This window comes from Streptomyces sp. SID486 (genome assembly GCF_009865385.1).
Lineage (GTDB): Bacteria > Actinomycetota > Actinomycetes > Streptomycetales > Streptomycetaceae > Streptomyces.
Genome location: NZ_WWJT01000354.1, coordinates 1 through 23501 on the forward strand (window position 1 = coordinate 1; position 23501 = coordinate 23501).

Genomic DNA, 23501 nt, shown 5'->3' on the forward strand with positions numbered 1-23501 from the left:
GCTCGGGGGGCTCCGGGGGCTCGGGGGGCTCCGGCGGGGGCGCGCCGTCGCCGGGGACGTCCGAGGCGCCGAAGGTGGAGGGCGGCGGCTCGGTGCCGGACCCCTACAACGGCATCAGCCTTCCGGTGCCGCAGGGCTGGTCCGGGCAGTCGATCGGCGTCGGTGCGCAGGTGACCTCCGGCACCTCCTACAAGTGCCCGGGCGACCCGGCCAAGACCTGCACCGCGGGCGGCGCCTACACCGCTCCGGCGAAGGCGCTGCGTATCAAGGGCGACACGGCGCAGGCCGTGGCGAAGGCGGACATCGCGGCCAACGCCGAGCAGTCGTACGGCGGCACCACCTACGGCAGGATCGTCTCGCACCAGGTGCTGGCCTCCGAGGCGGTGACGGTGGCCGGGCAGAAGGGCTACCTGGTGCGCTGGAAGGCCGTCACCAGCAAGGGTGCCGACGGCTACGTCGAGTCCGTCGCCTTCCCCTCGCCCAACGACCCCCGGCAGTTCGTGCTGGTGCGCTTCGGCGTCGACGTCGGGCAGCAGCTGTCGGTCGTCGACGAGATCCTGAAGGGCATCGAGGTCTCGTCCGGCGGCGGCGCCGGCCAGGACGTCTGACACACGGATCGGCCGGGTGGGATCCCCCTCCGCTCAAGGAGAATCCCACCCGGCCGGGGGGTGCGCGCCGCCCCCGTCCCCACGGTGCGGCGCGGACAGGTCACCGTTCAGTCATCCCGTGAACGGCGGCCTGGGTCTCATCTCAGTCCGAGCGCGGGCAGCACCACGGCCTCCACGAAGCGGACCAGGTAGTCGGCGTCGGCGTACTGGCCGTTGAGCACCGGCCGCACGCGCAGGACGCCGAACATCATCGCGGGGACGTACTCCAGCGCGGGGTGGCCCGCGGGGACCTCGCCCCGGGCCACGCCCCGGTCGAGCATCTCCTCCAGCGCGGCGATCTCCGGGTGGACCAGCGCCTCGCGCAGCGCCTGGGCCAGTTCCTGGTCCGACGTCACCGCGTGCCCCAGCGCCTGCAGGAGCCGGGTGTCCTTGCCGGACCAGTCGCCCGCGGCCCGCGCGGCCTGGCGCAGATCCCGGGCGAGCGATCCGGTGTCGATACCGGCGAACCGCACCCGGCGGCTGGCGCGCAGCGCCGCCGCGACGAACTGCGGCTTGGTCTTCCACTGCCGGTAGAGCGTGGACTTGCTGCACCGGGTGGTGGCGGCGACGCCCTCCATGGTGACGGAGTCGTAGCCGCACTCACGGATCTGTTCCAGCACGGCGTCGAAGAACTCCCGCTCACGCTCCGGCGTGATCTTGGAGCGGCGCGAGGCGACGACCGTGTCCGGTCCGTCCGCGGCCTGCGACGTCATGCGCTGCTTCCCCTCACTCGTGCCTGTGTCCAGTGTGGCGCACATCAATCGATACGCAAGTGTACCGGTACTCGACCGTATCGGTACACTGGCGTATCGGTACGACAACGTATCGATGCGGCCCGGGTCATCCCGGCCCGTACGCACCACGCCTTGCACCACCACACGCACCACCGTCAGCGAAGGGGCCGGGGGATGAATGCCCGAACCGAGCCTGCGGAGGCGGAAACGGAACCGGAGACCCCGGCACGCCCGCCTCTGATACGTGAGTTCCTGCTGGTCGCCGGACTCTTCCTGGTCTACAAGTTCGGCCGCCGGCTGGCCACGGGCCACACCGGCGAGGCCTTCCACAACGCCCGCCGCGTGTGGCACCTGGAGCGGACCGCGCACCTGCCCCACGAGAACGCCGTCCAGTCCGCACTGCTGCACGGCGACACCCTGGTCCATCTGGCGAACACCTACTACGCGACCGTCCACTTCCCGGCCACGCTCGCCTTCCTGGTCTGGCTCTACGTCCGCCGGCCCGCGCACTACGTGTGGGCCCGCCGGGTCCTCGCGGTCGTCACCACGGCCGCCCTCGTGCTGCCGTTCACCTTCCCGCTGGCCCCGCCGCGGATGCTGACCTGGACGGGCCTGACGGACACGGCGCGGGTCTACGGCCCGTCCGTGTACGGGCCGCCGTCCAGCGACCACCTCTCCAACCAGTTCGCGGCCATGCCCTCGCTGCACTTCGGCTGGGCGCTGATGGTGGCGATCGGCCTGATCGCCGCCACCCGGTCGCGGTGGCGGTGGCTGTGGCTGCTGCACCCCCTGGTCACCCTGCTGGTGATCGTGGGCACGGCGAACCACTACTGGCTCGACTCGATCGTCGCGACGGCCATGCTCGGCGCCGCCCTCGCGCTCATCCATCCGCCGCGGCGCACGGTCAGCACGGCGGGGCGCGGTGCCGGCCGGCCCGTCACACGTGAGCCCGTCCTGGTGGGAGCGGGCCGATGAGCGCCGCCGTGCTCGCCGCCCTCGCCCTGTCCCTCGTGTCGGCCGTCGCCTACGCGCTGGCCGCGGTCGCCCAGGAGCGCCTCGCCGCGCACAGCGCCGGCACCGGCCTGCTGCGGCTGCTGGGCACCGGCGCCTGGTGGTCGGCGGTCGGGCTGAACGCCGCCGCCGCGCTGCTGCACGTCGTCGCCCTGAAGTACGGCCCGCTGACCGTCGTACAGCCGCTGGGCGCGCTCACCCTGGTCGCCGCCGTCCCGCTGGGCGCGCGGGCCGCCGGGCGGCGGGTCAGCACGGTGGAGTGGCGCGGTACGGCGCTCACGCTGCTCGGGCTGGGCGCGCTGCTCGTCTCCGCCGCCGGTCCGGCGCCCGCCCGGGTGCTGTCCCTGACCCAGGCCCTGGCGGTCGCGGGGACGACCGCCGCCGCGATCGGCCTGCTGTCCTGGCCCGGCGCCCGGCCGGGCCTGCGGCACGCGACCGCGTCCGGCTTCGCCTCCGGGGTGGCCTCCGCGCTGACCCAGACGGTGACCGTGGCGGCCACGGACCGCTCCGGCCCGGCGCTGAGCACCGAGGTCGTGGTGGTCGCCGTGCTCGTCGCCGCGTTCGCCGTCGGCGGCCTGCTGCTGTCCCAGACCGCCTACCGCGGCGGCCTCGGCGCCCCACTGGCCGTGGTCACCCTCGCCAATCCGGTGGCCGCCGCGGTGATCGGCCTCTCCCTGCTCGGACAGGGCCTCCAGGGCGGTGCCGCCGGGGTGCTGCTGGCCCTGACCGGCGCCGGGCTCGCCGCGTGGGGCGTGGTGCTGCTCAGCCGGACGGCACCCGCACCGGGGCCCGCGGAGCCGGCCGGGGAGCACGACACGCCGGACGGGCAGGACGGGCACGACCAGCACCCGGTGGCGGCCGTGCTGGCACTGGAGCCCGGTACGGCGACGGCCGAGCCGGTGCTGGTGCCGCGGCAGCCGGACCAGCCGGGGCATCTCACGGCGCTGTGACCGCACACGACGGCGGCCGGTGCGCGCAAGGAATCGCGCGCACCGGCCGCCGTCGTCGTGCGGGACCGGGTGCCGGTCAGCCCCAGCCGCGCGCGTCCTGCTTCAGCGCGGTGTCGACCGTCAGCGCCGTGGCCACCACGAGGCTCAGCAGCGGCTCGGGCAGCTGGTAGTGGATCTGCAGGACGTAGTTGTCCGCGGTCGTGAACAGCGTCTTGGCGAGGCCCTCCCAGGTCTTGGTGATCCGGGCGACCTCGTTGTCCGCGTGGTCGACGATCGCGAAGTTCCAGGCCCGCCAGTTCTCCGCCTTGATCGCGCCGACCTGCTGGCCGTTCGCCGTCATCGCGAAGTTGATCTTGCCGATCATGTTCTTCTGGACGATCTCGCCGACCGGAGAGCCGTCCGGGCGGGTCACGATCACCCGGGACTTGAAGATCTTCGCGGGCCGGGTCAGCAGCAGCTGCGGCTGGCCGTACGCGTCGCGGATCTCCAGCTTGTGGGTCATGAACTGGTCGAGGCTGGAGACGAAACGCAGGATCTTCTTCAGCACCCCCTGACCGACCTGGGTGACCGAGCCGAGCTCGCGGCCGCTCTGATCCATGACCTTGTACTCGTTGGTCAGCTCGATCAGCTTGGCCTTCTGGTTCACGACCAGGACGGGCTCGGTGAAGAGCGTGCCGCCGCCGGGGCCGCCGGCCGCGACACCGGCCTGCTGCTGCACCTGGCGCTGCACCTTGGCGTCGCCGGCCTGCTGCTGCGGGAAGGCGGCCTGCTGGGCAGGGGCCTGCTGCGGCGGGACCTGGCCGGCGGCCGGCTGGGCGGCGTTGGTGTGCTCGGTCCACTGCGAGCCGTCCCAGTAGCGGAGCGTCTGGGGCGCTCCGTGCGGATCCTGGTACCAGCCTGCAGGAGTGTTCGATTGCGTGGTCACCGGGGCACACTACCCTGCGGTGACCGGTACCTGACCAGTCCGTACGGAGCGGTGTTCATCGGCCGTTCACCCCGTGACGATCGCCGGGTCGCTGACCCCGGGCCGGCCGTTCTCCACGTGCCCCGCGAAGCCGCGCCGGAAGGCCGGGTCGGCGTCGGCGGTCACGGTCAGGTCGTACCAGCGCCCGCTCGCCGCGAGGAGGACGGTCTTGCGCACGGTCGCGCCCGCCCGCACGGCCACCGTGAGCGGGTCGCCTCCGTAGCCGTCGACGAGCTTCAGCTGCACCGTGCCGGAGCCCTTGTTGGTAAAGGTGAGTTCGATGTCGTCGCCCGTGTGCCGGGCGGTGACCTCGGGTCCGGCGACCTTGTTGCGGCCCTTGAAGACGCGCAGGAAGCCGTTGGGGCCGTGCACGGTGAGGTCGTAGTTGCCGCCGGAGTAGACCGAGTTCCAGGTGTCGGAGAGCGTCTTGCCGGCCTCCGTGGTGTACGTCCAGGGTCCGTCGGTACGGCTGTCGGACGTCACGAGGAACGCCGCGCCCGCGTTCGCCCCCGAGGCGAACGTGAGCGTGAACTTGCCGCCCGCGGTGTCCGCCGAGCCGTCCACCGCAGGGGCGTACTTCAGCGGGCGGGTGGGCCGGCTGCCCTTCTCCTGCTTGGGCAGGGACCCCTGGGCGGGCGGCTTGGGCACGTAGTCGGGGTGACGGGCCCGGTCCGGCGGCTGGTAGCCGGCCGTGGAGGGCAGCACGACGGGCGCGGTGTCCTGGCGGGAGAAGTCGAAGGCGCTGGTCAGGTCGCCGCATATGGCGCGGCGCCAAGGCGAGATGTTGGGCTCCTGGACCCGGAAGCGCCGCTCGATGAACCGGATGATCGAGGTGTGGTCGAAGGTCTCGGAGCAGACGTAGCCGCCCTTGCTCCACGGGGAGACCACCAGCATCGGCACGCGCTGGCCGAGGCCGTAGGGCCCGGCCGGGTAGCCGCTGCCGCCCTTGAAGAGATCGGGCGCCGGGTCCACCGTCGACCTGCCCTGGGCGGCGGAGGCCGGCGGGTAGGGCGGGACGACGTGGTCGAAGAAGCCGTCGTTCTCGTCGTAGGTGATGAACAGGGCCGTCCTGCCCCACACCTCGGGGTTGGAGGTGAGCGCGTCCAGGACCTGGGAGACGTACCAGGCACCGTAGTTGGCCGGCCAGTTGGGGTGCTCGGTGAACGCCTCGGGGGCCACGATCCAGGAGACCTGGGGCAGCGTGCCCGCCCGCACGTCCGCCTTCAGCCGGTCGAAGAAGCCCTCGCCCTTGCGCGCGTCGGTGCCGGTGCGCGCCTTGTCGTAGAGGGGGTCGCCGGGCTTGGCGCCCCGGTACTGGTTGAAGTAGAGCAGCGAGTTGTCGCCGTAGTTCCCGCGGTAGGCGTCGTCGATCCAGCCCCAGGAGCCGTTCGCGTCCAAGCCGTTGCCGACGTCCTGGTAGATCTTCCAGGAGACCCCGGCCTGCTCCAGGCGCTCGGGGTACGTCGTCCAGCCGTAGCCCTTCTCGTCGTTGCCGAGGACCGGGCCGCCGCCCTTGCCGTCGTTGCCGACGTAACCCGACCACATGTAGTAGCGGTTGGGGTCGGTGGAGCCCATGAAGGAGCAGTGGTAGGCGTCGCAGACGGTGAAGGCGTCCGCGAGGGCGTAGTGGAACGGGATGTCGTCGCGGGTCAGGTACGCCATCGTCGTCGTGCCCTTGGCGGGCACCCACTTGTCGTACTTACCGTTGTTGAACGCTGCGTGGGTGTCGCTCCAGCCGTGCGGGAGGTCCTGGAGGAAGGCCAGTCCCAGGTCGTCAGCGTCCGGGTGGAAGGGCAGGATGTCCTTCGTGCCGTCGGACTGCTTCCAGACCGACCGGCCGTTCTGCGTGACCGACCGGGGGTCGCCGAAGCCCCGCACGCCGCGGAGCGAGCCGAAGTAGTGGTCGAAGGAACGGTTCTCCTGCATCAGGACGACGATGTGCTCGACGTCGTCGACCGATCCGGTGCTGTAGAGGGCGGGCAGGGCCGCCGCGCGCTCGATGCTGCCGGCCAGCGCCGAGAACGCCGTCGTGGCGCCCGCGAGCTGGAGGAAGCGCCGCCGGTTGACTTCGGGCATGGGTGGGAATCCTCTCGTCCTGACGTACGGGATACCGTCAGTTGACGGAACCTGCGCGCAGCGAGTGTTCCAAGAGCAGCAAACGTCAGGGAAGGGTCTGGTGGCGCCCGCGTGAAACTCGGCGGTCCGTGCGGTGCGGGACGGTCGGCGTCCCGTTCGCTCGACGCGGCCTCCGGGCGGCGTGGGTCACGGCAACCGCTCACGGGACGTGCCGGGCCGCGGCGGCGCATTCCCTACGACCGCCGCGGCCTTCACGGAGCCCACTCTTCCCCTCTTCCGCTCTTCCCCGCATCAGGCAGACGGGTGTGCCGAGCGTTCCGGCCGGGGGTGCGGACGAGGCGGCCTCAGGAGCCCAGGTACGCCTCCACCTCGCTCAACTGCCCGGCGGGCCAGCCGGTGTTACCGCTGACGGTCAGCCGCAGGTAACGCAGGTTCGTGGTGGCGGGCAGGGACACGGTCGCGGTGTTGCCGGTCGCCGGGTCGAAGCGGTAGCCCTGGGAGCCGGCCACCGTGCCGAAGTTCGAGCCGTCGGTGCTGCCCAGCACGGTGACGGTCTGGGTGCGGGCGCCCCAGGCCGCGGAGGGCGGCAGCTTCAGCACCAGGCGGCGCACGGCGAAGGACGAGCCGAGGTCCACCGTCCAGGACTGCGGGAAGGCGTTGTTGGACGATTCCCAGTAGGTGCCGGCGTCGCCGTCCACCGCCTTGCCGGGCGTGTAGACGTCCTGGGATCCGGTCGCGGTGGCCGGGCGGCCCTTGGCCAGGTTGCGGCCGGGGTCGGGGACGGGCGTGCCCTGGCCGGGCTTCGGCCAGGTGGAGCAGTCGGCCCAGGTGCTGGACCAGCCCGAGTTGCCGCCCCCGTCGGTGAGGCTGAAGGAGCCGCTCGGGTAAGGGCAGTTGTAGACGCCGGCGGCGCCGACCTGGGTGGCGGTGACGTCACGGAAGGTGGCCGCGCCCGGCGCCTCGGCCTGGACCACGACCGTGCCGGTGTTCCGCACGGTCGCACCGGTGACGTCGACGTTCCGGACCGGGTGGCCCTGCCCCCCGCCGGAGACGAACTCGAAGGCGCTGTACGGGCTGTCCGTGATCGTGGTGTCGGTGATGTCGACGGTGGCGTCGATGGCGCTGTCGTAGGAGTCGACGCGCAGGGCGCCCATCGGGTGGTTCCAGTTGGGGTTGACCGCGCCGGTGCGCACCAGGGTGTTGCCGGCGACGGTGATGGTGCCGGCCAGCGGCGAGAAGGGGTCCGCGAACTTCTGGTTGGAGATCGCGATGCCGCTGCCCAGTGCGTTGGTGTCGGAGACCAGGTTGTTCCGGACGGTGATGTCGGTGCCGCCGTAGACGGCGATGCCGTTGGCGAGGTTGGGCTGCGAGACGGTGTTGTTCTCGACGCTGGAGCCGGTGTCCGGGGCGTACAGGGACCACATGGCGAGGGAGTCGTCGCCCTGGTTGCGCAGGAAGTTGTTGCGGACGCGGACTCCCCTGGCGTTGCCGTTGAGGTTGAGGCCGTCGGCGGTGGTGTCGAGGATGCGGCTGTTCTCCACCACCAGGTTGTCGTTGTTGCCGGTGAGCCACAGCCCGACCTTCAGGTGCTGGATCCACATGCCGGAGACGGACGAGCCGGGCCCGAGGGAGCCGTTGACGAAGTTGTCGGGGCTGGAGTCGACGCGTTCGGTGACCTCCCCGACGACCGCGAAGTCCTTGATGTGGACGTTGCCGGCGGAGCTCGACTGGTCGATGAAGCGGGAGGTGTGGACGACCGAGTACCAGCCGCCGGCGCCCTGCAGGGTCACGTTCTGCACGCCGCTCAGGGAGGAGGTGATCCGGTAGTCGCCCGGCGGTATCCAGACCGTGCCGCCCCGGGCGGCGGCGATGGCGTCGCGGAACGCCTGGGTGGAGTCGCCGTTGCCGCCGGGGTCGGCGCCCTTGGAGACGACGGACACCGATCCCGCGGGCTGGGTGGCGGGCCCGGCGACCTGCTCGAAGTCCGCGACGTCCACGGTGACCTGCGTGCCCGTCGACGCGAAGGCGACCTTGTCGCCCGCCTGCACGTTCTGGCCGAGCAACAGCCGTGCGTCGTCGAAGAAGTGGTGCGTCCGGGAGCCGGCGATCCAGCCGGTGTCGACGTAGGAGTACTTGGAGGTCACCGGGAGCGTCCTGGCGAGCCTGGTGCCGTTGACGTACACGTCGAGCGTCCCGGACTGGCCGTCGGGGACGCTGTAGGAGACGTTCACGGCGTTGGACGCGCGCGGCACGGTGAACTCCACCCGCTGCCCGGACGTCAGCCGGACGGCCTGCCGGCCGGACGCCTCCGAGGCGAGGGTGCCCTGCGTGTAGTCCGGTCCGATCCTCGTCCCGTTGCCCGTCGCCGACTCGGCCTCCACGGAGGTGAAGGGGAGCGTGGCTCCGGCCGCCGCCTGGGCGGTGGGGGCGAGGGCGACCAGCGTGCCGGCGGCGAGGGCGACGGCCGCCCCGATCGCCGGCACGCGCCTGACGTGGTGGGTGCTGCGGTGCATGTGCTGATCCCTTCGTGGTGGGGTGCGTGGGATAGCAAGGTGCGTACGGGTCGTGGTGGGGTACGTGGGGTGGCAAGGTGCGTACGGGTGGTGGGGGGGTGCGTGGGTCAGGGAGGTGCGTACGGGGCGTGGGGGGTGCGTGAGGTGGCGAGGTGCGTACGGTCGCGGCGGGGTGCGCGGGACGGTGAGGCCGATCGGGGCGTGGCTCAGCGGCGCAGCCAGGCCGCCGTGTCCCGCGGCAGCCGGCCCGCCTCGTCCAGTGGGGAGCTGCCGATCAGGAACCGGGAGTGCGCGGGCAGCTCGGCGGGCGCGGCCGAGAGGTTGACGACGCACAGGGCCCCGCCCGGGCGGGAGAAGGCGAGCACACCCTCGGGCGCGGGCAGCCAGGTCAGCGGGCCGTCACCGAACTCCGGGCGGAGGGCGATGGCCTCGCGGTACAGGGTGAGCATGGAGTGGGGGTCCTGCCGCTGCCGGTCGACGGCGTAGGCGGACCAGCCGGCCGGCTGCGGCAGCCATGGCTCCTCCCCCGCGCCGAACCCCGCGTGCGGCAGGCCGGCGGCCCACGGCAGCGGCACCCGGCAGCCGTCCCGGCCGGGATCGGCTCCCTGCGAGCGGAAGTACATGGGGTCCTGGACGCGGTCGACCGGGATGTCGGCCTCCGGCAGCCCTAGTTCCTCCCCCTGGTAGAGGTACACCGCGCCCGGCAGCGCCAGTGACAGCAAGGCGGCGGCCCGCGCCCTGCGGGTGCCCAGTGCCAGGTCCGTCGGGGTGCCGAAGGTCTTGGTGGCGAAGTCGAAGGCGGTGTCCTCGCGGCCGTACCGGGTGACCGTGCGGGTGACGTCGTGGTTGCACAGCACCCAGGTGGCCGGGGCGCCGACGGGCGCGTGCTCGGCGAGGGTGGTGTCGATCGAGGCGCGCAGCCGGCCGGCGTCCCAGGGGCAGGTCAGGAAGGAGAAGTTGAAGGCGGTGTGGAGTTCGTCGGGGCGCAGGTAGCGGGCGAAGCGCTCGGCGTCGGGGAGCCAGACCTCGCCGACGAAGACCCCGCCGTACTCGTCGGCCACGCGCCGCCAGGCACGGTAGATGTCGTGGAGTTCGTCGCGGTCGGCGAAGGGGTGCGGCTCCGGGTCCGCCGCGAGGTCGGTCAGTTCGGGGTCCTTGGCGAGCAGGGCCGCCGAGTCGATGCGGACGCCGGCGACACCGCGCTCGAACCAGAAGCGCAGGATGTCCTCGTGCTCCTGGCGGACGGCCGGGTGCGCCCAGTTGAGGTCGGGCTGTTCCGGGGTGAACAGGTGCAGGTACCAGTCGCCGTCCGGCAGGCGGGTCCACACCGGTTCGGTGGACCCGGCGAACTGCGAGGGCCAGTCGTTCGGCGGGAGCGCTCCGTCCGGGCCGCGTCCCGGCCGGAAGTGGAACAGCTCGCGCTCCGGGCTGCCGGGACCGGCGGCGAGCGCGGCCCGGAACCAGGAGTGCTGGTCGGAGACGTGGTTGGGCACGATGTCGACGATGGTGCGGATGCCCAGCTCCCGAGCCTCGGCGATGAGCTTCTCCGCCTCCGCGAGGGTGCCGAAGGCGGGGTCGATGGTCCGGTAGTCGGCGACGTCGTAGCCCCCGTCCTTCAGCGGAGACAGGTACCACGGGGTGAACCACAGGGCGTCGACGCCGAGTTCGGCCAGGTACGGCAGCTTGGCGCGGACGCCCGCGAGGTCGCCGGTGCCGTCGCCGTCGCCGTCCGCGAAGCTGCGGACGTACACCTGGTAGATGACGGCGGAGCGCCACCAGTCGGCGTCCTTCTGGGCAGGGGTGGGCTGTCCCACGGAGCGTGCCTTTCTCTAGACGGGGCGACGGGGTCAGCCCTTGGTGCTGCCCGCGGTGATCCCGGCGATGATGTGCCGCTGGAAGACGAGGAACAGCGCCACCATCGGGATGCTGGCGATCACCATCGCGGCGATGAGCACGGTGAGCTGGATGTTCTGCGAGAGCTGGACCAGGGCCACGCTGATCGGTTGTCTGCCGGTGTCGGAGAAGACCATCAGCGGCCACAGGAAGTCCTGCCAGACCGCGACCAGCGCGAAGATCGACACCACGCCGAGCACCGGCCGGGACATGGGCAGGACGACGGACCACAGGATCCGCAGCTTGCCGGCGCCGTCGATCTCGGCGGCCTCCAGCACGTCGCGCGGCAGCTGGTCGAAGAACCGTTTGAGCAGGTAGAGGTTGAAGGCGTTGGCGACCGCCGGAAGCCAGATGGCGAGGGGGTCGTTGAGCAGACTGGTGTGGATCAGCGGCAGGTCGACGACGGTCAGGTACTTGGGTACGACCAGTGCCTGGGCCGGGACCATGAGGGTGGCGAGGATTCCGCCGAGGATCACCTTGCCGAAGGCGGGCTTCAGCCGGGACAGGGCGTAGGCCGCAGCCGTGCAGAAGACCAGCTGGAAGGCCCAGGCGCCGGCCGCCTGGACGAGCGTGTTGACCAGGTGCTGCGGGAGCTGCATCAGGTCCCAGGCGTCGGTGTAGCCGGTGAGGTGCCAGTGCTCCGGGACGAGGGTCGGCGGGGTCCGGGCCACCTCGTCGGGGGACTTCAGCGCTCCGGTCACCATCCAGTACACGGGGAAGAGGAAGGCGAGGGCGAAGAGGACGACGACGGCCGCGAACACCGTCCAGTAGACGGCCTTGCCGCGCGGGCGGGCGAGGGCGGCCGGGGAGATCAGGGTGCGGGTGCTGCTCATGCGTCCCCCTCGGAGCGGGTGAGGCGCAGGTAGACCGCGGAGAAGGCGCCGAGCAGGACCAGGAGCATCACGCTGAGGGCGCAGGCGCCGCCGAAGTCGTTGTAGAGGAAGGCGTACTTGTAGATGAGGTACAGGACCGTGACGGTGGCGTTCTCCGGACCGCCGCCGGTGATGACGAACGGTTCGGTGAACACCTGCATGGTCGCGATGACCTGCAGGAGCATCAGCATGAGGATCACGAAACGGGTCTGCGGGACCGTGACGTGCCGGACGCGCTGGAGCAGGTTCGCGCCGTCCAGTTCGGCCGCCTCGTACAGCTCGCCGGGGATGGACTGCAGCGAGGCGAGGTAGATGAGGACGGTGCCGCCCATGTTGGCCCAGGTGGCGACGATCACCAGGGAGACCAGGGCGGTGTCGGTGCCGTTGGACCAGTTGGACGTGGGCAGGTGCGCGAAGCGCAGCGCCTCGTTGGCGAGGCCGGTTCCGGGGTCGTAGAACCACTTCCACAGCAGGGCGCTGACCACCGGCGGGATCATCACCGGCAGGTAGACCACGACCCGGAAGAACGCCTTGGCGTGCCGCAGCTCGTTCAGGACGAGGGCGAGCACGAAGGGGATCGCGAAGCCGATGAGCAGGGCGAGCAGGGTGAAGGTGAGGGTGTTGCGCCAGGCGGCGGTGAACTCGGGGTCGTGCCAGACCCGGGTGAAGTTGGCGGTGCCGACCCACTGCGGGTCGGAGCCGGGCGTGTACTTCTGGAAGGCGATGACGACCGCGCGGATCGCCGGATACCAGGAGAACAGCGCGAAGCAGAGCAGGCCGCCGAGGAGGAAGCCGTAGGCGCGGGCCTGGTCGGCCAGGCGGCGGCGTCTGAGGTCCCCCGCCGGGGGCGGCCCCGGGAGCGGGTGGGCGGCGGCCTTCGTCACGGGCCGCCGCTCGGCCGTCTTCGTCATCGTGGTCAGCTCCGGGCCAGAATGCTGTCGATCTTCCCGGAGGCGTCCTTCAGCAGCTGGTCGATGTCGGCGTCCTCCTTGGTGAGGACGGCGGAGACGACGCCGTCGAGGACGGAGTAGATCTGCTGCGCGTTCGGCGGCTCGATCTTGAGCTGGAGCTGCTGGTTGCCGTCGAGGAACGCCTGGTAGTTCGCTACGGGGACGTTGGCGTTGGCCTTCTTGGCCCGCTGGTCGGCGGCGTCGGCGGCGCCGGTGAACAGGCGCGGCTCGGGCAGGCCGACGGGGGCGTCGTTCTTCTTGGCGCGTGCGTAGTCGCCGAGGAAGCCCTTTCCGGGGGTGAGGAACATGTGGTCGAGCCACTTCAGGCCGGCGCGGATCTGGGCGGGCGTGTCGTGCTTGTTGAACATGTAGCCGTCGCCGCCGATGAGGGTGCCCTTGCCGCCCGGCATGGGGGCGAGCGCGAGGTCCTTGTAGTTGCCGCCCTTCTCCTTGACGAGGATCGGGATGTTGTCGGGGGCGGACAGGTACATCCCGAGCTTGCCCGAGCCCATCAGCTGCTGCACGTCGTTGATGACGAGGAGCTGCTTGCTGCCCATCGAGTCGTCGGTCCACCGCATGTCGTGCAGGTTCTGCAGCACGGCGTGGCCCTCGGGGGTGTCGACGGTGGCCTTCTTGCCGTCCGCACCGACCACGTCGCCGCCCTGGGAGTACAGCTCGGCGGTGAAGTGCCAGCCGCCCTGGTTCTGGGCGCTGTAGTCGGCGTATCCGATCGTGCCGTCGCCGAGCGCGGCGATCTTCTTGGCGGCCGCGCGGACCTCTTCCCAGGTCGCCGGGGGCTTGTCGGGGTCCAGGCCGGCCTTCCGGAAGAGGGCACGGTTGTAGATCAGCCCCATGGAGTAGCCGGTGCGCGGGATGCCGTAGACCTTGCCGTCCACGGTGTAGATGTCCCGCAGCTGCTTCTGGATGGTGTCGTAGCTCTTGAGCTCCTTGAGGTACGGCGTCAGGTCGGCGGCCTGGTCGATGGCGGTCACGTGCTTCGCGTCCGTGAAGTACGTGTAGAAGACGTCTTCCATCTGGCCGCCGGCGAGCTTGGCGTCGAAGGTCTTCGGGTCCTGGCAGGGGAAGGCGTCGTGCGCGACGACGTCGATGTCCGGATTCTGCCTCTCGAAGGAGGCGATGTCGTCCTCGAAGAAGCCGCGGTCGACCTTGGCGCTCCTGGGCGGCTCGCAGTTGACGGTGATACGCGTCCTGCCGCTCGCCGACCCGTCGTCACCGGACCCGCAGGCGGTGACGGCGAGGGCGAGGGAGGAACAGACGCCTATCGCGACGACGGTACGGCGGAACCCGGTGTGTCTCATCGGTGGACCCCTCATGGCACGCATGGCTGGAGCGGTGGGCGTCGCACACTCAAGCACCGCCGACATCGGACCGCAAGATGTCGCGCAGAATCTGTAATTATTTGACAGGCGGCTGAATGCCCGGCGGTTCAGTCGCGCGGGGCTTGCGCTGTGGAGCCGCGCACCACCAGTTCCGGCTCGAACAGCAGCTCCTCGGCGGGTACGGCGGTACCGCCGATCTGCGTGTTCAGCAGTTCCACGGCCGCGCGGCCCATGGCCTCGATGGGCTGGCGGACGGTGGTCAGCGGGGGTTCGGTGCAGTTCATGAACGCCGAGTCGTCGTAGCCGACGACGGAGATCCGGCCCGGGACGTCGTACCCCTTGCGGCGGGCCGCCCGGATCGCCCCCAGCGCCAGCGGGTCGGAGGCGCAGATGATGCCCGTGACGCCCCGGTCGATGAGCCGGGAGGCGGCGGCGTGACCGCCCTCGATGGAGAACATGGCGCGCGCGACGGACTCCTCCGGCAGATCGCCGGCGACGGCCCGCGCGGCGGCCAGTTTGCGGGCCGAGGGCAGGTGGTCGGCGGGGCCGAGGACCAGGCCGATGCGCTCGTGGCCCAGGGAGGCCAGATGCCGCCACGCCTGCTCGACGGCGACGGCGTCGTCGCAGGACACGCCCGGGAACCCGAGGTGCTCGATGGCCGCGTTGACCAGCACGACCGGGATGTTGCGCTCGGCGAGCAGCCGGTAGTGGTCGTGCGGCGCGTCGGCCTGTGCGTACAGCCCGCCGGCGAAGACGACGCCGGAGACCTGCTGGTGGAGCAGCAGTTCGACGTAGTCCGCCTCCGACACCCCGCCCTTGGTCTGCGTGCACAGCACCGGGGTGAGTCCCAGCTGGGCCAGGGCACCGCCGATGACCTCGGCGAACGCCGGGAAGATGGGGTTCTGCAGCTCGGGCAGGACGAGGCCCACGAGGCGGGCGCGTTCGCCGCGCAGCTGGGTGGGGCGCTCGTAGCCGAGGACGTCGAGGGCGGTCAGCACCGCCTGCCGGGTGGCGTCGGAGACACCCGGCTTGCCGTTGAGCACCCGGCTGACCGTGGCCTCGCTGACCCCGACCTTCTTCGCCACTTCCGCAAGTCGTCGCGTCATGGCCGCAAGAGTAGCGCAATCAATGCAAGCTACTTGCGTAAGTGGTGGCGGTTCCGGGCAGGGGGGAGGCCCGGCGCCGTCGGCGACCTGAACGCCGACGGTGCCGGGTCAGCTCTCGGCCGCCGGGACGACCGTGAGATGCGAGGCGGTGCCCCGCGAACGGCGCGGCCGGCGCACCGCGGCGGCGGGCCGGCGGGGATCGCGCAGCACCAGCGTCAGGTGCCGGTGGCCCAGCTCCCGCAGCGGCTGCGGTGATTCCTCGACGATGCGGCACTCGATGCGCCCGCGGCGCGGGTCGGGGTGGTGCAGGAGGCGTACGGCTCCGTCGAGGCGGGTCGCCGCCTCGCCCACGGCCCGGATCCAGTGCGGCAGGCCCTGCCGGTAGGCGGCCTCCATGAGGGGGTCCTGGGCGATGTCGCGGCGGATCGCCTGGAGTTCCGGGTCGTGCCCGCAGGACTCCAGGGCCGAGCGGAGCTGGGCCAGCATCGGCAGGCACCAGCCCGGCTCGTGCTCGCCGAGGATCTCGCCCGCGTCCGGGTGGAACAGCACGAACCGCAGGAAGTTCTCCCCCGGCATGGCCGTCGGGTGGGGGCGCACGCCCCCGAAGAACGTCTCGAACGCGCGGTTCGCCATGACCACGTTCCACTGGCGGTCGACCACCAGGGACGGGCAGGACAGGTACTCCAGCAGCGCTCCGTAGTCCTGGAGGTACGCCTGGGTGTCGCAAGTGTCGGGGACGGGCCGCGGTGCCGGCCGCTGCCCTCCTGCCTGATGTGCCATCGGGAGGTCACCCCTCTTGCCTCTGCGGCCTTTCACGCGGCGATGCGATCCTGCTGCCCAGGCAAGAGGCGTGTCAACTATCGTGGCATTTCATGCCGGTTGACGGCTGAAATTCGCCACAGTTGTGGCGACACCTGGATGTGGGTTCGAGACACCGGCTACTCTCCGGGAAGTTCACGGCGATCGCTCGTGAGAAGCACGGACGCATCTGAAGCCCTCTCTAGACGTAGGAGTTCTGTCGGTGACGGATGGCTACGAGGATCCGGGCGCCTCGGCGACCGCCCAGCTGCCGGCCGTCGTCGCCCGCGTCACCGCGCTCGCCGACCGCCTCGGCGTCCCGCATGCCGAGGTCTTCGACGTCGGGCGGCTCTCCATCGCCTGCGGGGTGCCCGAGCCGGTCGTCAGGGCCCTGCTCAGCGGCCGGCCCGCGGGCGAACCGGATGTCCAGGCCCGGTTCCTGCAGCGCCTCGACCTGCTGCGCCGCACGCGGCTGAAGCCGGGCGGGCGCCGCTACACCCAGCAGGAGATCGCCGACGGCGCGGGCATGTCCCGGCAGCAGGCCGGCGCGCTCATCAACGGCGACCGGCGGCCGACCATGGAGCACTGCGACGCCCTGCAGCGCTTCTTCCGGGTGCACGCCGGCTTCCTCACCGCGGAGGACCCCGAGGCGCTGGCGGGCGCGCTGCAGCGCACCGAGCAGGAGCTGCTGCAGAAGCTCGCGGACCGGGAGCGGGCCGCCGTGGAGGGCGCGCAGGACCCCCTGGAACGGCTGCTGCAGGACCACGGTGTACGCGGTATCGCCTGGCGGGCCGCCCAGTTGCCCACCGACCAGCACCGCGACAAGGTCGCGGAGTGGCTCGACATGCTCCTGGAGAGCGTCAAGCGGCCGGAGCCGTGAACCGGGTGAGAGCCGGTGCGCCGTCGTGGTGGCGGAACACGCCGCTGCGGACGCCCGGTTGGTGATCGTCGGTCACGGACCGTGGCACACCGGCCGGCAGGGCCGAACCCGGCCACAGTTCGCACGGGACCCGGCCCCGGCCGGCCCGCCGGCAGGCGCGGTGCCGTCCCGCCGCAGGGGCTCCTGCGGCGTCACCGGCCCGGCCGTACCAGGGGGTTCGGCCGCGCCGCTTCCTCGGCCAAGCGGGCGAACCGGCACCGAGCCGGACGGCGTTGTCAGTGGTGGGCGGCAAGCTGGGACCGTGCGCCGTACGACGCGGTGCACGGCGCCGCAGGGCGCGTGACCGTGACGCCTACTCGGGGAGAGCCGACCGATGCCCACCGCCGTACTGACCGACCGTGAGCGCACCGCCGTACAGGCGTACCTGCGGCTGCTGCACACGGTGCGCGCCGCCTTCGACGGACCACCGGGCGACGGGCGGCCCGCCGTCGTCCCGCCCGCCGTGCTCGCCGAGGCGGAGCAGGCACTGGCCCGGGCGGGTCTCGCGGGCAACGAGGAGGAGTTCTTCCGGCTGCTGCACCACTGGTGCCCGCCCGCCTGACCCTGTCGGCCGTCCGCATCGCCGCCGCCGTCGCCCCGTCACCGCCGTGCCCCGGCCGGCCCGCCGCCGCGCAGCCGTCAGGGTCCCGGCGACGGGCGGGCCCAGGTGCAGGAGGGACCGGAACCGGGGCGGGTCGAGGTCCACGAGGGACCGGAAACCTGGCGGGCCCAGGTGCACGAGGGACCGGAACCCTGGCGGCCGCGGTGCACGAGGGACCGGAACCGGGACGGGCCGTGCACTAGGGACCGGCGCCGGGACGGGCCGTGCACTAGGGACCGGCGCCGGGACGGGCCCGTGAGGGGGCGGGGCGGGGGTGTGGCCGGCCGTCAGGCGGGCGTCGTCGCGCGGTCCTCCGGGGCCGCGGGGTGCGGTATGACGACGGACGTGGCCAGGACCTGGTCGCCCACGGCCCACCGTCCCTCGAAGACCTGGAGCCGGCCGGCACCCACCAGGGGGCCGGGGACGAGGAGTTCGGCGCGCAGGGTGCCGCGGGACGCGTCGCCGGTGTCCGGCCGCAGGGTGATGTCGGCCTCGGAGAAGTCCAGCCACTTGCGGGTGAGCGGGAACCACGCCTTGTAGACGGACTCCTTGGCGCTGAACAGCAGCCGGTCCCAGTGCACGCCGGGCCACCGCGCGGCCAGCCGGTCGAGCCGCGCGGACTCCACGGGCAGGAAGACGGAGGCGCCGACGCCCTCCGGAAGGGCCCCCAGCGGCTCGGCGTCGATACCCAGGGAGACGAGATCGGTGGCGCGGACCAGCGCGGCGGCGCAGTACCCCGCGCAGTGGGTCATGCTGCCGACCACCCCGGCCGGCCACTGCGGTGCGCCCCGCTCGCCGCTCACCACGGCCTGCGGGGGCACGCCGAGCTTCTCCATGGCGCTGCGCGCGCACCCGCGGACCGCGGCGAACTCGCGGCGCCGCTTGGGCACCGCGCGCGCGACGAGCGCCTCCTCGCCCGGGAAGAGCGGGGAGTCCCACAGCGGGTCGTCAGTGTGCGCCTCCACGGCCGCGACCGACTCCGGGAGCAGCTCCTCGATCACCTGCTTCGACCTCCATGGGCAGGATGCGGCGCAGTCTTCCCGGGGCATCCGGACGCTTGCGCCATTCGCGCGGGTATCCCACGGAGACCTCCATGAAGCGGACTCCGTCGTGCCAGGTGGTACGGGGGATGTGCAGATGGCCGTAGACCATGGTGGCGACCCGGAACCGGCGGTGCCAGTCGGCGGTCAGCCCGGTGCCGCACCACATGGCGAACTCGGGGTGCCACAGGATCTCGGTGGGGTGCCGGTCCAGCGGGTAGTGACCGGCCAGCACGGTCGGGAGGTCCTCGGGCAGCTCGGCGAGCCGGCGCTCGGTCTCGGCCACCCGTGCCCGGCACCAGTCCTCGCGGGTCGGGTAGGGGTCCGGGTGCAGCAGGAACTCGTCGTTGCAGACGATGCCCGTGCGCTCCGCGTAGGCCAGGCCCTCCGCCTTGGTGGCGCAGCCGGGCGGCAGGAACGAGTAGTCGTACAGCAGGAACAGGGGGGCGACGACGGCCGGGCCGCCGGCTCCCTCCCACACCGGATAGGGGTCCTCCGGCGTGACGACGCCCAGCTCCCGGCACACCTCGACCAGGTGCTCGTACCGTGCGGCACCGCGCAGGGTGACCGGGTCGCTCGGGTGCGTCCACAGCTCGTGGTTGCCGGGTGCCCACAGCACCTTGCGGAAGCGGCTCGCGAGCAGGCCGAGGGCCCAGCGGACGTCGGCGACTGTCTCGGCGACGTCACCGGCCACGATCAGCCAGTCGTCGTCGCTCTCCGGGTGCATGCCCTCGACCAGGGCGCGGTTCTCCGAGTAGCTGATGTGCAGGTCGCTGATGGCCAGCAGCTGTCCGGCCCCGGCCCTCGACTCCACCGCGCACATCCCTTCCGATCATCCGATGCCACCACAAGAACACATCCACCCGGGCCCGGACAAGAGCCATCTGGCCGAGTGTCAGTTTCCGGCCGGGCGGGAACGCCGCCCCGCTCCGCGTCGCGTCGCGTGCACCCAGGTGAGGGCCTTGCGCCGGGACGTGGCACGGGTGCCCCGCAACGGCGGCTTGCGCGGGGACGTGGCACGGGTGCCCCGCAACGGATTGCGGTGCGGGGCGTTTCCCGGCTCCGCGCCACACCGTCCGTCATCGGCGCCGCCCCGCGTGCTCCGCCCGCCCGGCCGGGACCGGGGTACGTGCGTCCGGCCGGGACCGGGGCACGTGCGTCCGGCCGGGACCGGGGCACGTGCGTCCGGCCGGGACCGGGGCGCGTGCGTCCGGCCGCGGTGGCTCCGCCTACGATCACCGGGTCCCCGCTCTCCGAGGAGTCCCGCCCTGTGACCGCGATCCCGCCGCCCCGCACCACGGCCGGTGTGCTGCCGCTCCAGTTGGTGACCCGCGTCGAGGACGGCGAGAAACTGCACGCCCTGATCTGGCGGGCGGGCACCGGCTGGCGGATGATCAGCAGCGCCGTCCTCGGGGGCGGTGTCGGAGAGCGGGCCTGGGTCCTCAACGCCCAGGTCTCCCACGGCTACCGCCGCACCGACCCCGCCCGCCATCTCGCCGGCCTCGCCCGCGGAGAGGGCCTGCGCGGACCGGGGGTCGGCCTGATGACCGCGGCCGACGTCCAGGCGTACGGCCGCGCGCACGACGGCGGCGTCGAAGCGGTCGCCACCGCGGGGCTCGGCGTACGAGGCTGGGCCGCCTCCCCGGCACGGGGCACGGTGGCCCCGACAGGACCGGGCACGATCAACGTCGTCGCCGCCCTGCCGGTGGCGCTGACCGACGCAGCGCTGGTCAACGCGGTCGCCACGGCCACCGAAGCCAAGGTGCAAGCCCTCCTCGACGAGGGCTACGACTGCTCCGGCACGCCCACCGACGCCGTCTGCGTCGCCGCTCGCGTCCCGCGCCCCGGCGAGGAGGCCCAGCAGTTCGCCGGGCCTCGCTCCCTGTGGGGCGCCAGGCTGGCACGGGCCGTGCACGCGAGCGTACGCACGGCGGCCGCGCCCTGACCTGCCCCCGCCACGCCCTGATCTGCCCCCGCCACGCCCAGATCTGCCCCCGCCACGCCCTGACCTGCCCCCGCCACGCCCTCCCCGCGCCTCCCACGCTCACCGCGCCGGGCCGGCGGCGGGCCACCGGCTTCCCGCCCGAAGGGCGCCTGTCACCTCAGGTACGCAAGACCCGGGTGGACCTCGGTGTAGCCCTCCAGCAGCCTGCGGGCCACGGTGACCGAGTCGACCAGCGGATGCAGCGCGAAGGCCGCGACGGCGGCCGCCCGGGAACCCGACCCGGCGGCGGCGAGCACCTCGCGCTCCACGGCCTTGACTGTGCACACCAGGCCGGTGGCGTGGCCGGGCAGCGGGGCGGCGGCGAGCGGGTGGGCGCCGCTCGCGTCGACCAGGCACGGCACCTCGACGACCGCGTCGGCGTCGAGGGCGGTCAGTGTGGAACGGTTGCGGACGTTGAGGATCAGGGTGGCGCGTTCGTCGCGGGCGATGGCCCGCATCAGGGCGAGGGCCACCTTCTCGTACCCGCCGGACAGGTCGTCCGCCTCGCGTTCGCCGGCGCCGGCGCTCTCCCGGTTCTCGGCCATGTACGTCGCCTCGCGCTCCGCGCGGGTGCGGTCCCAGGCCCGCAGGGCGGAGACGTCCGGGTCGCCCGCCCGCTCGTAGAAGCGGGCCTGCTGGTCGCGCAGGAACGCGCCGCGGGTCTGCTCGGCCTCCTGGTAGGCGCGGACGGTCTCCCGGTTGAAGTAGTAGTAGTGCAGGTACTCGTTGGGGATCGCACCGAGCGAGCGGAGCCAGTCGGCGCCGAACAGCCGGCCCTCCTCGAACGAGCCGAGCAGCGCCGGATCACCGAGCAGGCGCGGCAGTTCGTCGCGCCCGCCGACCCGCAGCCCGCGCAGCCAGCCGAGGTGGTTGAGGCCGACGTAGTCGACGAAGGCCGTGTCCGGGTCGGCGCCGAGGACGCGGGCGACCCGGCGGCCGAGGCCGACCGGCGAGTCGCAGATGCCGATGACGCGGTCGCCGAGGTGACGGGACATCGCCTCGGTGACCAGGCCGGCCGGGTTGGTGAAGTTGATGACCCAGGCGTCCGGAGCGAGGCGGGCCACGCGCCGGGCGATGCCGTCCGCGACGGGGACCGTGCGCAGTCCGTAGGCGATCCCGCCGGCACCGACGGTCTCCTGGCCGAGCACGCCCTGGGCGAGGGCCACCCGCTCGTCGTCCGCGCGGCCCTGGAGTCCGCCGACGCGGATGGCCGAGAAGACGAAGTCGGCCCCGCGCAGCGCCGTGTCCAGGTCGGTGGTGGCGGACACCTCGGGTGCGCCGGGCACCCCCTCGGCCTGTTCCGCCAGCACCCGGGTCACCGCTCGCAGCCGGCGGTCGTCCAGGTCGTGCAGGACGACCTCGGTGACCCGGCCCTCGGCCCGGTCGGCCAGCAGCGCGCCGTACACCAGCGGCACCCGGAACCCGCCACCGCCCAGAATCGTCAGCCTCACGCCCGTACCTTCCTTCCCTCTCGCACCCTTCTAGCAGACCGGCAGCCGCGCCCGCGGACCACTGCCGTCCGGCCCGGCCCCGCCCCGCCCGCCGGGGGCGCCTGGCACGCTCCGGCTTGGAGCTTCCGACGAGAGACCGGAAGCGTTCCTGGTCGGGACAGCGCCTTGTGGGGCCGCGAGGCCGGCGGATTGGATGGCCGGCACACGACCCGCCGGGCCTCAGGTGGCAGGGCGGCCCCCGGAGGGAGCGAATGGCGACCATGCCCGACGGCTGCACACCCTGGCCCGACGAGTTCGCCGCCCGGTACCGGGCGGCCGGGCACTGGCGCGGCAACACACTGGACACCCTGCTGCGCGGCTGGGCGATGGCGTACGCGCCGCGCACGGCGCTCGTGCACGACGGCACCCGCCTCACGTACGGGAACCTGAACCGGCGGGTGGACCGCGTGGCCGCGGGCTTCCGGCTGCGCGGGCTGCGGGCCGGACAACGGGTCGTCGTCCAGCTGCCGGACGTTCCCGAACTGGTCGTCACCGCGTTCGCGCTGATGCGGGTCGGCGCGGCCCCCGTGTTCTGCCCGCTGTCGTACCGCACCGCCGAGGTGGCGCACGTCGTGCGGGTCACCGAGGCCGTCGGCTATGTCGGTCCCGCGGTGCACCAAGGCTTCGACCACACGGCGATGGCCGCGGACATCGCGGCCCGAGGGCCGTTCCTGCGGCGGGTGTTCACCTACGAGCCGCCGGCCGCAGCGTCCCCGTACGGCGGTCTGGCGACCGACGTGTCGGGCTGCCACTACTTCCCGCTGGGCTCCGTCGACGCCCCGCCCGACGCGCCGCTCGCCCGCGGCGCCGGACAGGTCGCGTTCTTCCTGCCCTCCGGCGGTGCCCCGGGGGCGCCGAGGCTCGTTGCGCGCACCCACGACGACTACGCCTACCAGACACGGGCCGCCGCGGAGGCGGCGTCGCTCACCGAGGACGACGTGTATCTCGCGGCGCCGCCCGCCGGGCCCGGCTTCGCCTCCGGCTGCCCCGGCGTCGTCGGCGTCCTCTCCGTCGGCGGCACCGTCGTGCAGGCCCACGACCCCGGCCCCGCCGCATGTCTCGCCGCCGTCGGACGGGAGCGGGTCACCGTCGCCTCGGTCGCGTCCGCCGACGCGGAACGCTGGCTCGACGTACTGTCCGCGGTCCGGTCCGACGTGAGCAGCCTACGGCTCGTGCAGCTGGCCGGTGCGCCCGTGTCCGGGGCCGTCGCCGAGCGGATGGGCCGCGCGTGGGGATGTCGCCTGCAGCAGGTCTTCGGCCGGGCGGAGGGGCCGCTCGTGCTCACCCGGCCGGCCGGCCCGGACGGCACGGCGCTCACCGCGCGGGGCCGCCCGCTCTCCCCCGACGACGAGATCCGCATCGTCGGCCCCGACGGCGCGGACGTGCCCGACGGGGAGACCGGGGAACTCCTCGCCCGCGGCCCGTACACGGTGCGGGGCTACTACCGGGCGCCCGAGGACGACGCGCGCCGCTTCACCCACGACGGCTTCTTCCGCACCGGCGACCTCGCGCGGCGCACCCCGGACGGCGACCTGGTGATGGCCGGCCGCGTCGCGGACGCCCCTTGAGAAGCGCGCCAGGGTCCGGCGGGCCGTCAGGAGGCCGGGGCCGAC

The 23501-nt window shown here is 72.7% G+C and carries 19 protein-coding genes and 1 pseudogene; 7 read left to right on the top strand and 13 right to left on the bottom strand.

What is annotated here, in order from left to right:
• Nucleotides 1–608: pseudogene (locus tag GT045_RS16585) on the top strand (hypothetical protein); the annotation flags it as partial.
• Nucleotides 609–745: 137 nt separating this feature from the next.
• Here GT045_RS16585 and GT045_RS16590 read toward each other — a convergent pair.
• A complete protein-coding gene (locus tag GT045_RS16590) occupies nucleotides 746–1360 on the bottom strand; it encodes a TetR/AcrR family transcriptional regulator (RefSeq protein ID WP_161297702.1) in 615 nt (204 codons plus the stop codon).
• 195 nt (nucleotides 1361–1555) lie between these two features.
• Between GT045_RS16590 and GT045_RS16595 the strand changes: the two genes are divergently transcribed.
• Together GT045_RS16595 and GT045_RS16600 are read left to right on the top strand one after the other, a co-directional pair.
• Nucleotides 1556–2356 carry a phosphatase PAP2 family protein gene (locus tag GT045_RS16595; RefSeq protein ID WP_161297703.1) on the top strand — a complete coding sequence of 267 codons (801 nt, stop codon included), beginning with the start codon at nucleotides 1556–1558 and terminating at the stop codon, nucleotides 2354–2356.
• Nucleotides 2353–3342 (top strand): hypothetical protein, encoded by a 990-nt coding sequence (locus GT045_RS16600; RefSeq protein WP_161334638.1) that lies wholly within the window; start codon nucleotides 2353–2355, stop codon nucleotides 3340–3342. The genes GT045_RS16595 and GT045_RS16600 overlap by 4 nt, the downstream gene beginning before the upstream one ends.
• 76 nt (nucleotides 3343–3418) lie before the next feature.
• Here the strand turns inward: GT045_RS16600 and GT045_RS16605 are convergent, their stop codons facing one another.
• The 9 genes from GT045_RS16605 to GT045_RS16645 all read right to left on the bottom strand — a co-directional run bounded on the left by GT045_RS16605 (nucleotide 3419) and on the right by GT045_RS16645 (nucleotide 15836).
• Nucleotides 3419–4267 carry a phospholipid scramblase-related protein gene (locus GT045_RS16605; protein WP_161291373.1) on the bottom strand — a complete coding sequence of 283 codons (849 nt, stop codon included), beginning with the start codon at nucleotides 4265–4267 and terminating at the stop codon, nucleotides 3419–3421.
• A 66-nt stretch (nucleotides 4268–4333) separates the two neighbouring features.
• Complete coding sequence (locus GT045_RS16610) at nucleotides 4334–6382, bottom strand: phospholipase C, phosphocholine-specific (protein ID WP_161334640.1); 2049 nt, start codon at nucleotides 6380–6382, stop codon at nucleotides 4334–4336.
• A 344-nt stretch (nucleotides 6383–6726) separates the two neighbouring features.
• The gene (locus GT045_RS16615) at nucleotides 6727–8895 is read right to left on the bottom strand and encodes a discoidin domain-containing protein (RefSeq protein ID WP_161334642.1); all 2169 of its coding nucleotides are present in this window, start codon (nucleotides 8893–8895) and stop codon (nucleotides 6727–6729) included.
• Between the two features lie 206 nt (nucleotides 8896–9101).
• Nucleotides 9102–10709 carry a glycoside hydrolase family 13 protein gene (locus tag GT045_RS16620; RefSeq protein ID WP_161334643.1) on the bottom strand — a complete coding sequence of 536 codons (1608 nt, stop codon included), beginning with the start codon at nucleotides 10707–10709 and terminating at the stop codon, nucleotides 9102–9104.
• A 33-nt stretch (nucleotides 10710–10742) separates the two neighbouring features.
• Complete coding sequence (locus tag GT045_RS16625; protein WP_161334646.1) at nucleotides 10743–11621, bottom strand: carbohydrate ABC transporter permease; 879 nt, start codon at nucleotides 11619–11621, stop codon at nucleotides 10743–10745.
• Complete coding sequence (locus tag GT045_RS16630; RefSeq protein ID WP_161334648.1) at nucleotides 11618–12571, bottom strand: sugar ABC transporter permease; 954 nt, start codon at nucleotides 12569–12571, stop codon at nucleotides 11618–11620. The genes GT045_RS16625 and GT045_RS16630 overlap by 4 nt, the downstream gene beginning before the upstream one ends.
• 5 nt (nucleotides 12572–12576) lie before the next feature.
• On the bottom strand, nucleotides 12577–13929 hold the full coding sequence (locus GT045_RS16635) for an extracellular solute-binding protein (RefSeq protein ID WP_161334650.1): 1353 nt from the start codon (nucleotides 13927–13929) through the stop codon (nucleotides 12577–12579).
• Nucleotides 13930–14057: 128 nt separating this feature from the next.
• A complete protein-coding gene (locus tag GT045_RS16640) occupies nucleotides 14058–15056 on the bottom strand; it encodes a LacI family DNA-binding transcriptional regulator (RefSeq protein ID WP_202515636.1) in 999 nt (332 codons plus the stop codon).
• 108 nt (nucleotides 15057–15164) lie between these two features.
• Nucleotides 15165–15836, bottom strand: coding sequence for a hypothetical protein (locus tag GT045_RS16645; RefSeq protein ID WP_161291360.1), 672 nt, complete (start codon nucleotides 15834–15836; stop codon nucleotides 15165–15167).
• Nucleotides 15837–16077: 241 nt separating this feature from the next.
• Here GT045_RS16645 and GT045_RS16650 point away from each other — a divergent pair, with 241 nt between their 5' ends.
• Nucleotides 16078–16734, top strand: a complete 657-nt coding sequence (locus GT045_RS16650; protein ID WP_161291358.1) for a helix-turn-helix transcriptional regulator — start codon at nucleotides 16078–16080, stop codon at nucleotides 16732–16734.
• 373 nt (nucleotides 16735–17107) lie between these two features.
• Nucleotides 17108–17335 (top strand): hypothetical protein, encoded by a 228-nt coding sequence (locus GT045_RS16655; protein WP_161334651.1) that lies wholly within the window; start codon nucleotides 17108–17110, stop codon nucleotides 17333–17335.
• 326 nt (nucleotides 17336–17661) lie between these two features.
• Here the strand turns inward: GT045_RS16655 and GT045_RS16660 are convergent, their stop codons facing one another.
• Together GT045_RS16660 and GT045_RS16665 are read right to left on the bottom strand one after the other, a co-directional pair.
• Nucleotides 17662–18375 carry a 4'-phosphopantetheinyl transferase superfamily protein gene (locus tag GT045_RS16660; protein ID WP_345942663.1) on the bottom strand — a complete coding sequence of 238 codons (714 nt, stop codon included), beginning with the start codon at nucleotides 18373–18375 and terminating at the stop codon, nucleotides 17662–17664.
• The gene (locus GT045_RS16665; RefSeq protein WP_161291352.1) at nucleotides 18323–19228 is read right to left on the bottom strand and encodes a metallophosphoesterase; all 906 of its coding nucleotides are present in this window, start codon (nucleotides 19226–19228) and stop codon (nucleotides 18323–18325) included. The genes GT045_RS16660 and GT045_RS16665 overlap by 53 nt, the downstream gene beginning before the upstream one ends.
• 456 nt (nucleotides 19229–19684) lie before the next feature.
• Between GT045_RS16665 and GT045_RS16670 the strand changes: the two genes are divergently transcribed.
• A complete protein-coding gene (locus GT045_RS16670; RefSeq protein ID WP_161334652.1) occupies nucleotides 19685–20359 on the top strand; it encodes an adenosylcobinamide amidohydrolase in 675 nt (224 codons plus the stop codon).
• A gap of 152 nt (nucleotides 20360–20511) precedes the next feature.
• Here the strand turns inward: GT045_RS16670 and GT045_RS16675 are convergent, their stop codons facing one another.
• A complete protein-coding gene (locus GT045_RS16675) occupies nucleotides 20512–21849 on the bottom strand; it encodes a 6-phospho-beta-glucosidase (RefSeq protein WP_161334653.1) in 1338 nt (445 codons plus the stop codon).
• Nucleotides 21850–22100: 251 nt separating this feature from the next.
• On the opposite strand from GT045_RS16675, the gene GT045_RS16680 reads away from it, so the two are divergent.
• A complete protein-coding gene (locus GT045_RS16680) occupies nucleotides 22101–23456 on the top strand; it encodes an AMP-binding protein (protein ID WP_237538651.1) in 1356 nt (451 codons plus the stop codon).
• Nucleotides 23457–23501 lie beyond the last annotated feature (45 nt).

What these genes read in the sequence shown, in the direction of transcription:
- GT045_RS16590 (WP_161297702.1), bottom strand. Translation starts at nt 1,360, where the DNA reads ATGACGTCGCAGGCCGCGGACGGACCGGACACGGTCGTCGCCTCGCGC.
- GT045_RS16595 (WP_161297703.1), top strand. Translation starts at nt 1,556, where the DNA reads ATGAATGCCCGAACCGAGCCTGCGGAGGCGGAAACGGAACCGGAGACC.
- GT045_RS16600 (WP_161334638.1), top strand. Translation starts at nt 2,353, where the DNA reads ATGAGCGCCGCCGTGCTCGCCGCCCTCGCCCTGTCCCTCGTGTCGGCC.
- GT045_RS16610 (WP_161334640.1), bottom strand. Translation starts at nt 6,382, where the DNA reads ATGCCCGAAGTCAACCGGCGGCGCTTCCTCCAGCTCGCGGGCGCCACG.
- GT045_RS16615 (WP_161334642.1), bottom strand. Translation starts at nt 8,895, where the DNA reads ATGCACCGCAGCACCCACCACGTCAGGCGCGTGCCGGCGATCGGGGCG.
- GT045_RS16625 (WP_161334646.1), bottom strand. Translation starts at nt 11,621, where the DNA reads ATGAGCAGCACCCGCACCCTGATCTCCCCGGCCGCCCTCGCCCGCCCG.
- GT045_RS16630 (WP_161334648.1), bottom strand. Translation starts at nt 12,571, where the DNA reads ATGACGAAGACGGCCGAGCGGCGGCCCGTGACGAAGGCCGCCGCCCAC.
- GT045_RS16635 (WP_161334650.1), bottom strand. Translation starts at nt 13,929, where the DNA reads ATGAGACACACCGGGTTCCGCCGTACCGTCGTCGCGATAGGCGTCTGT.
- GT045_RS16640 (WP_202515636.1), bottom strand. Translation starts at nt 15,056, where the DNA reads ATGACGCGACGACTTGCGGAAGTGGCGAAGAAGGTCGGGGTCAGCGAG.
- GT045_RS16645 (WP_161291360.1), bottom strand. Translation starts at nt 15,836, where the DNA reads ATGGCACATCAGGCAGGAGGGCAGCGGCCGGCACCGCGGCCCGTCCCC.
- GT045_RS16655 (WP_161334651.1), top strand. Translation starts at nt 17,108, where the DNA reads ATGCCCACCGCCGTACTGACCGACCGTGAGCGCACCGCCGTACAGGCG.
- GT045_RS16680 (WP_237538651.1), top strand. Translation starts at nt 22,101, where the DNA reads ATGGCGACCATGCCCGACGGCTGCACACCCTGGCCCGACGAGTTCGCC.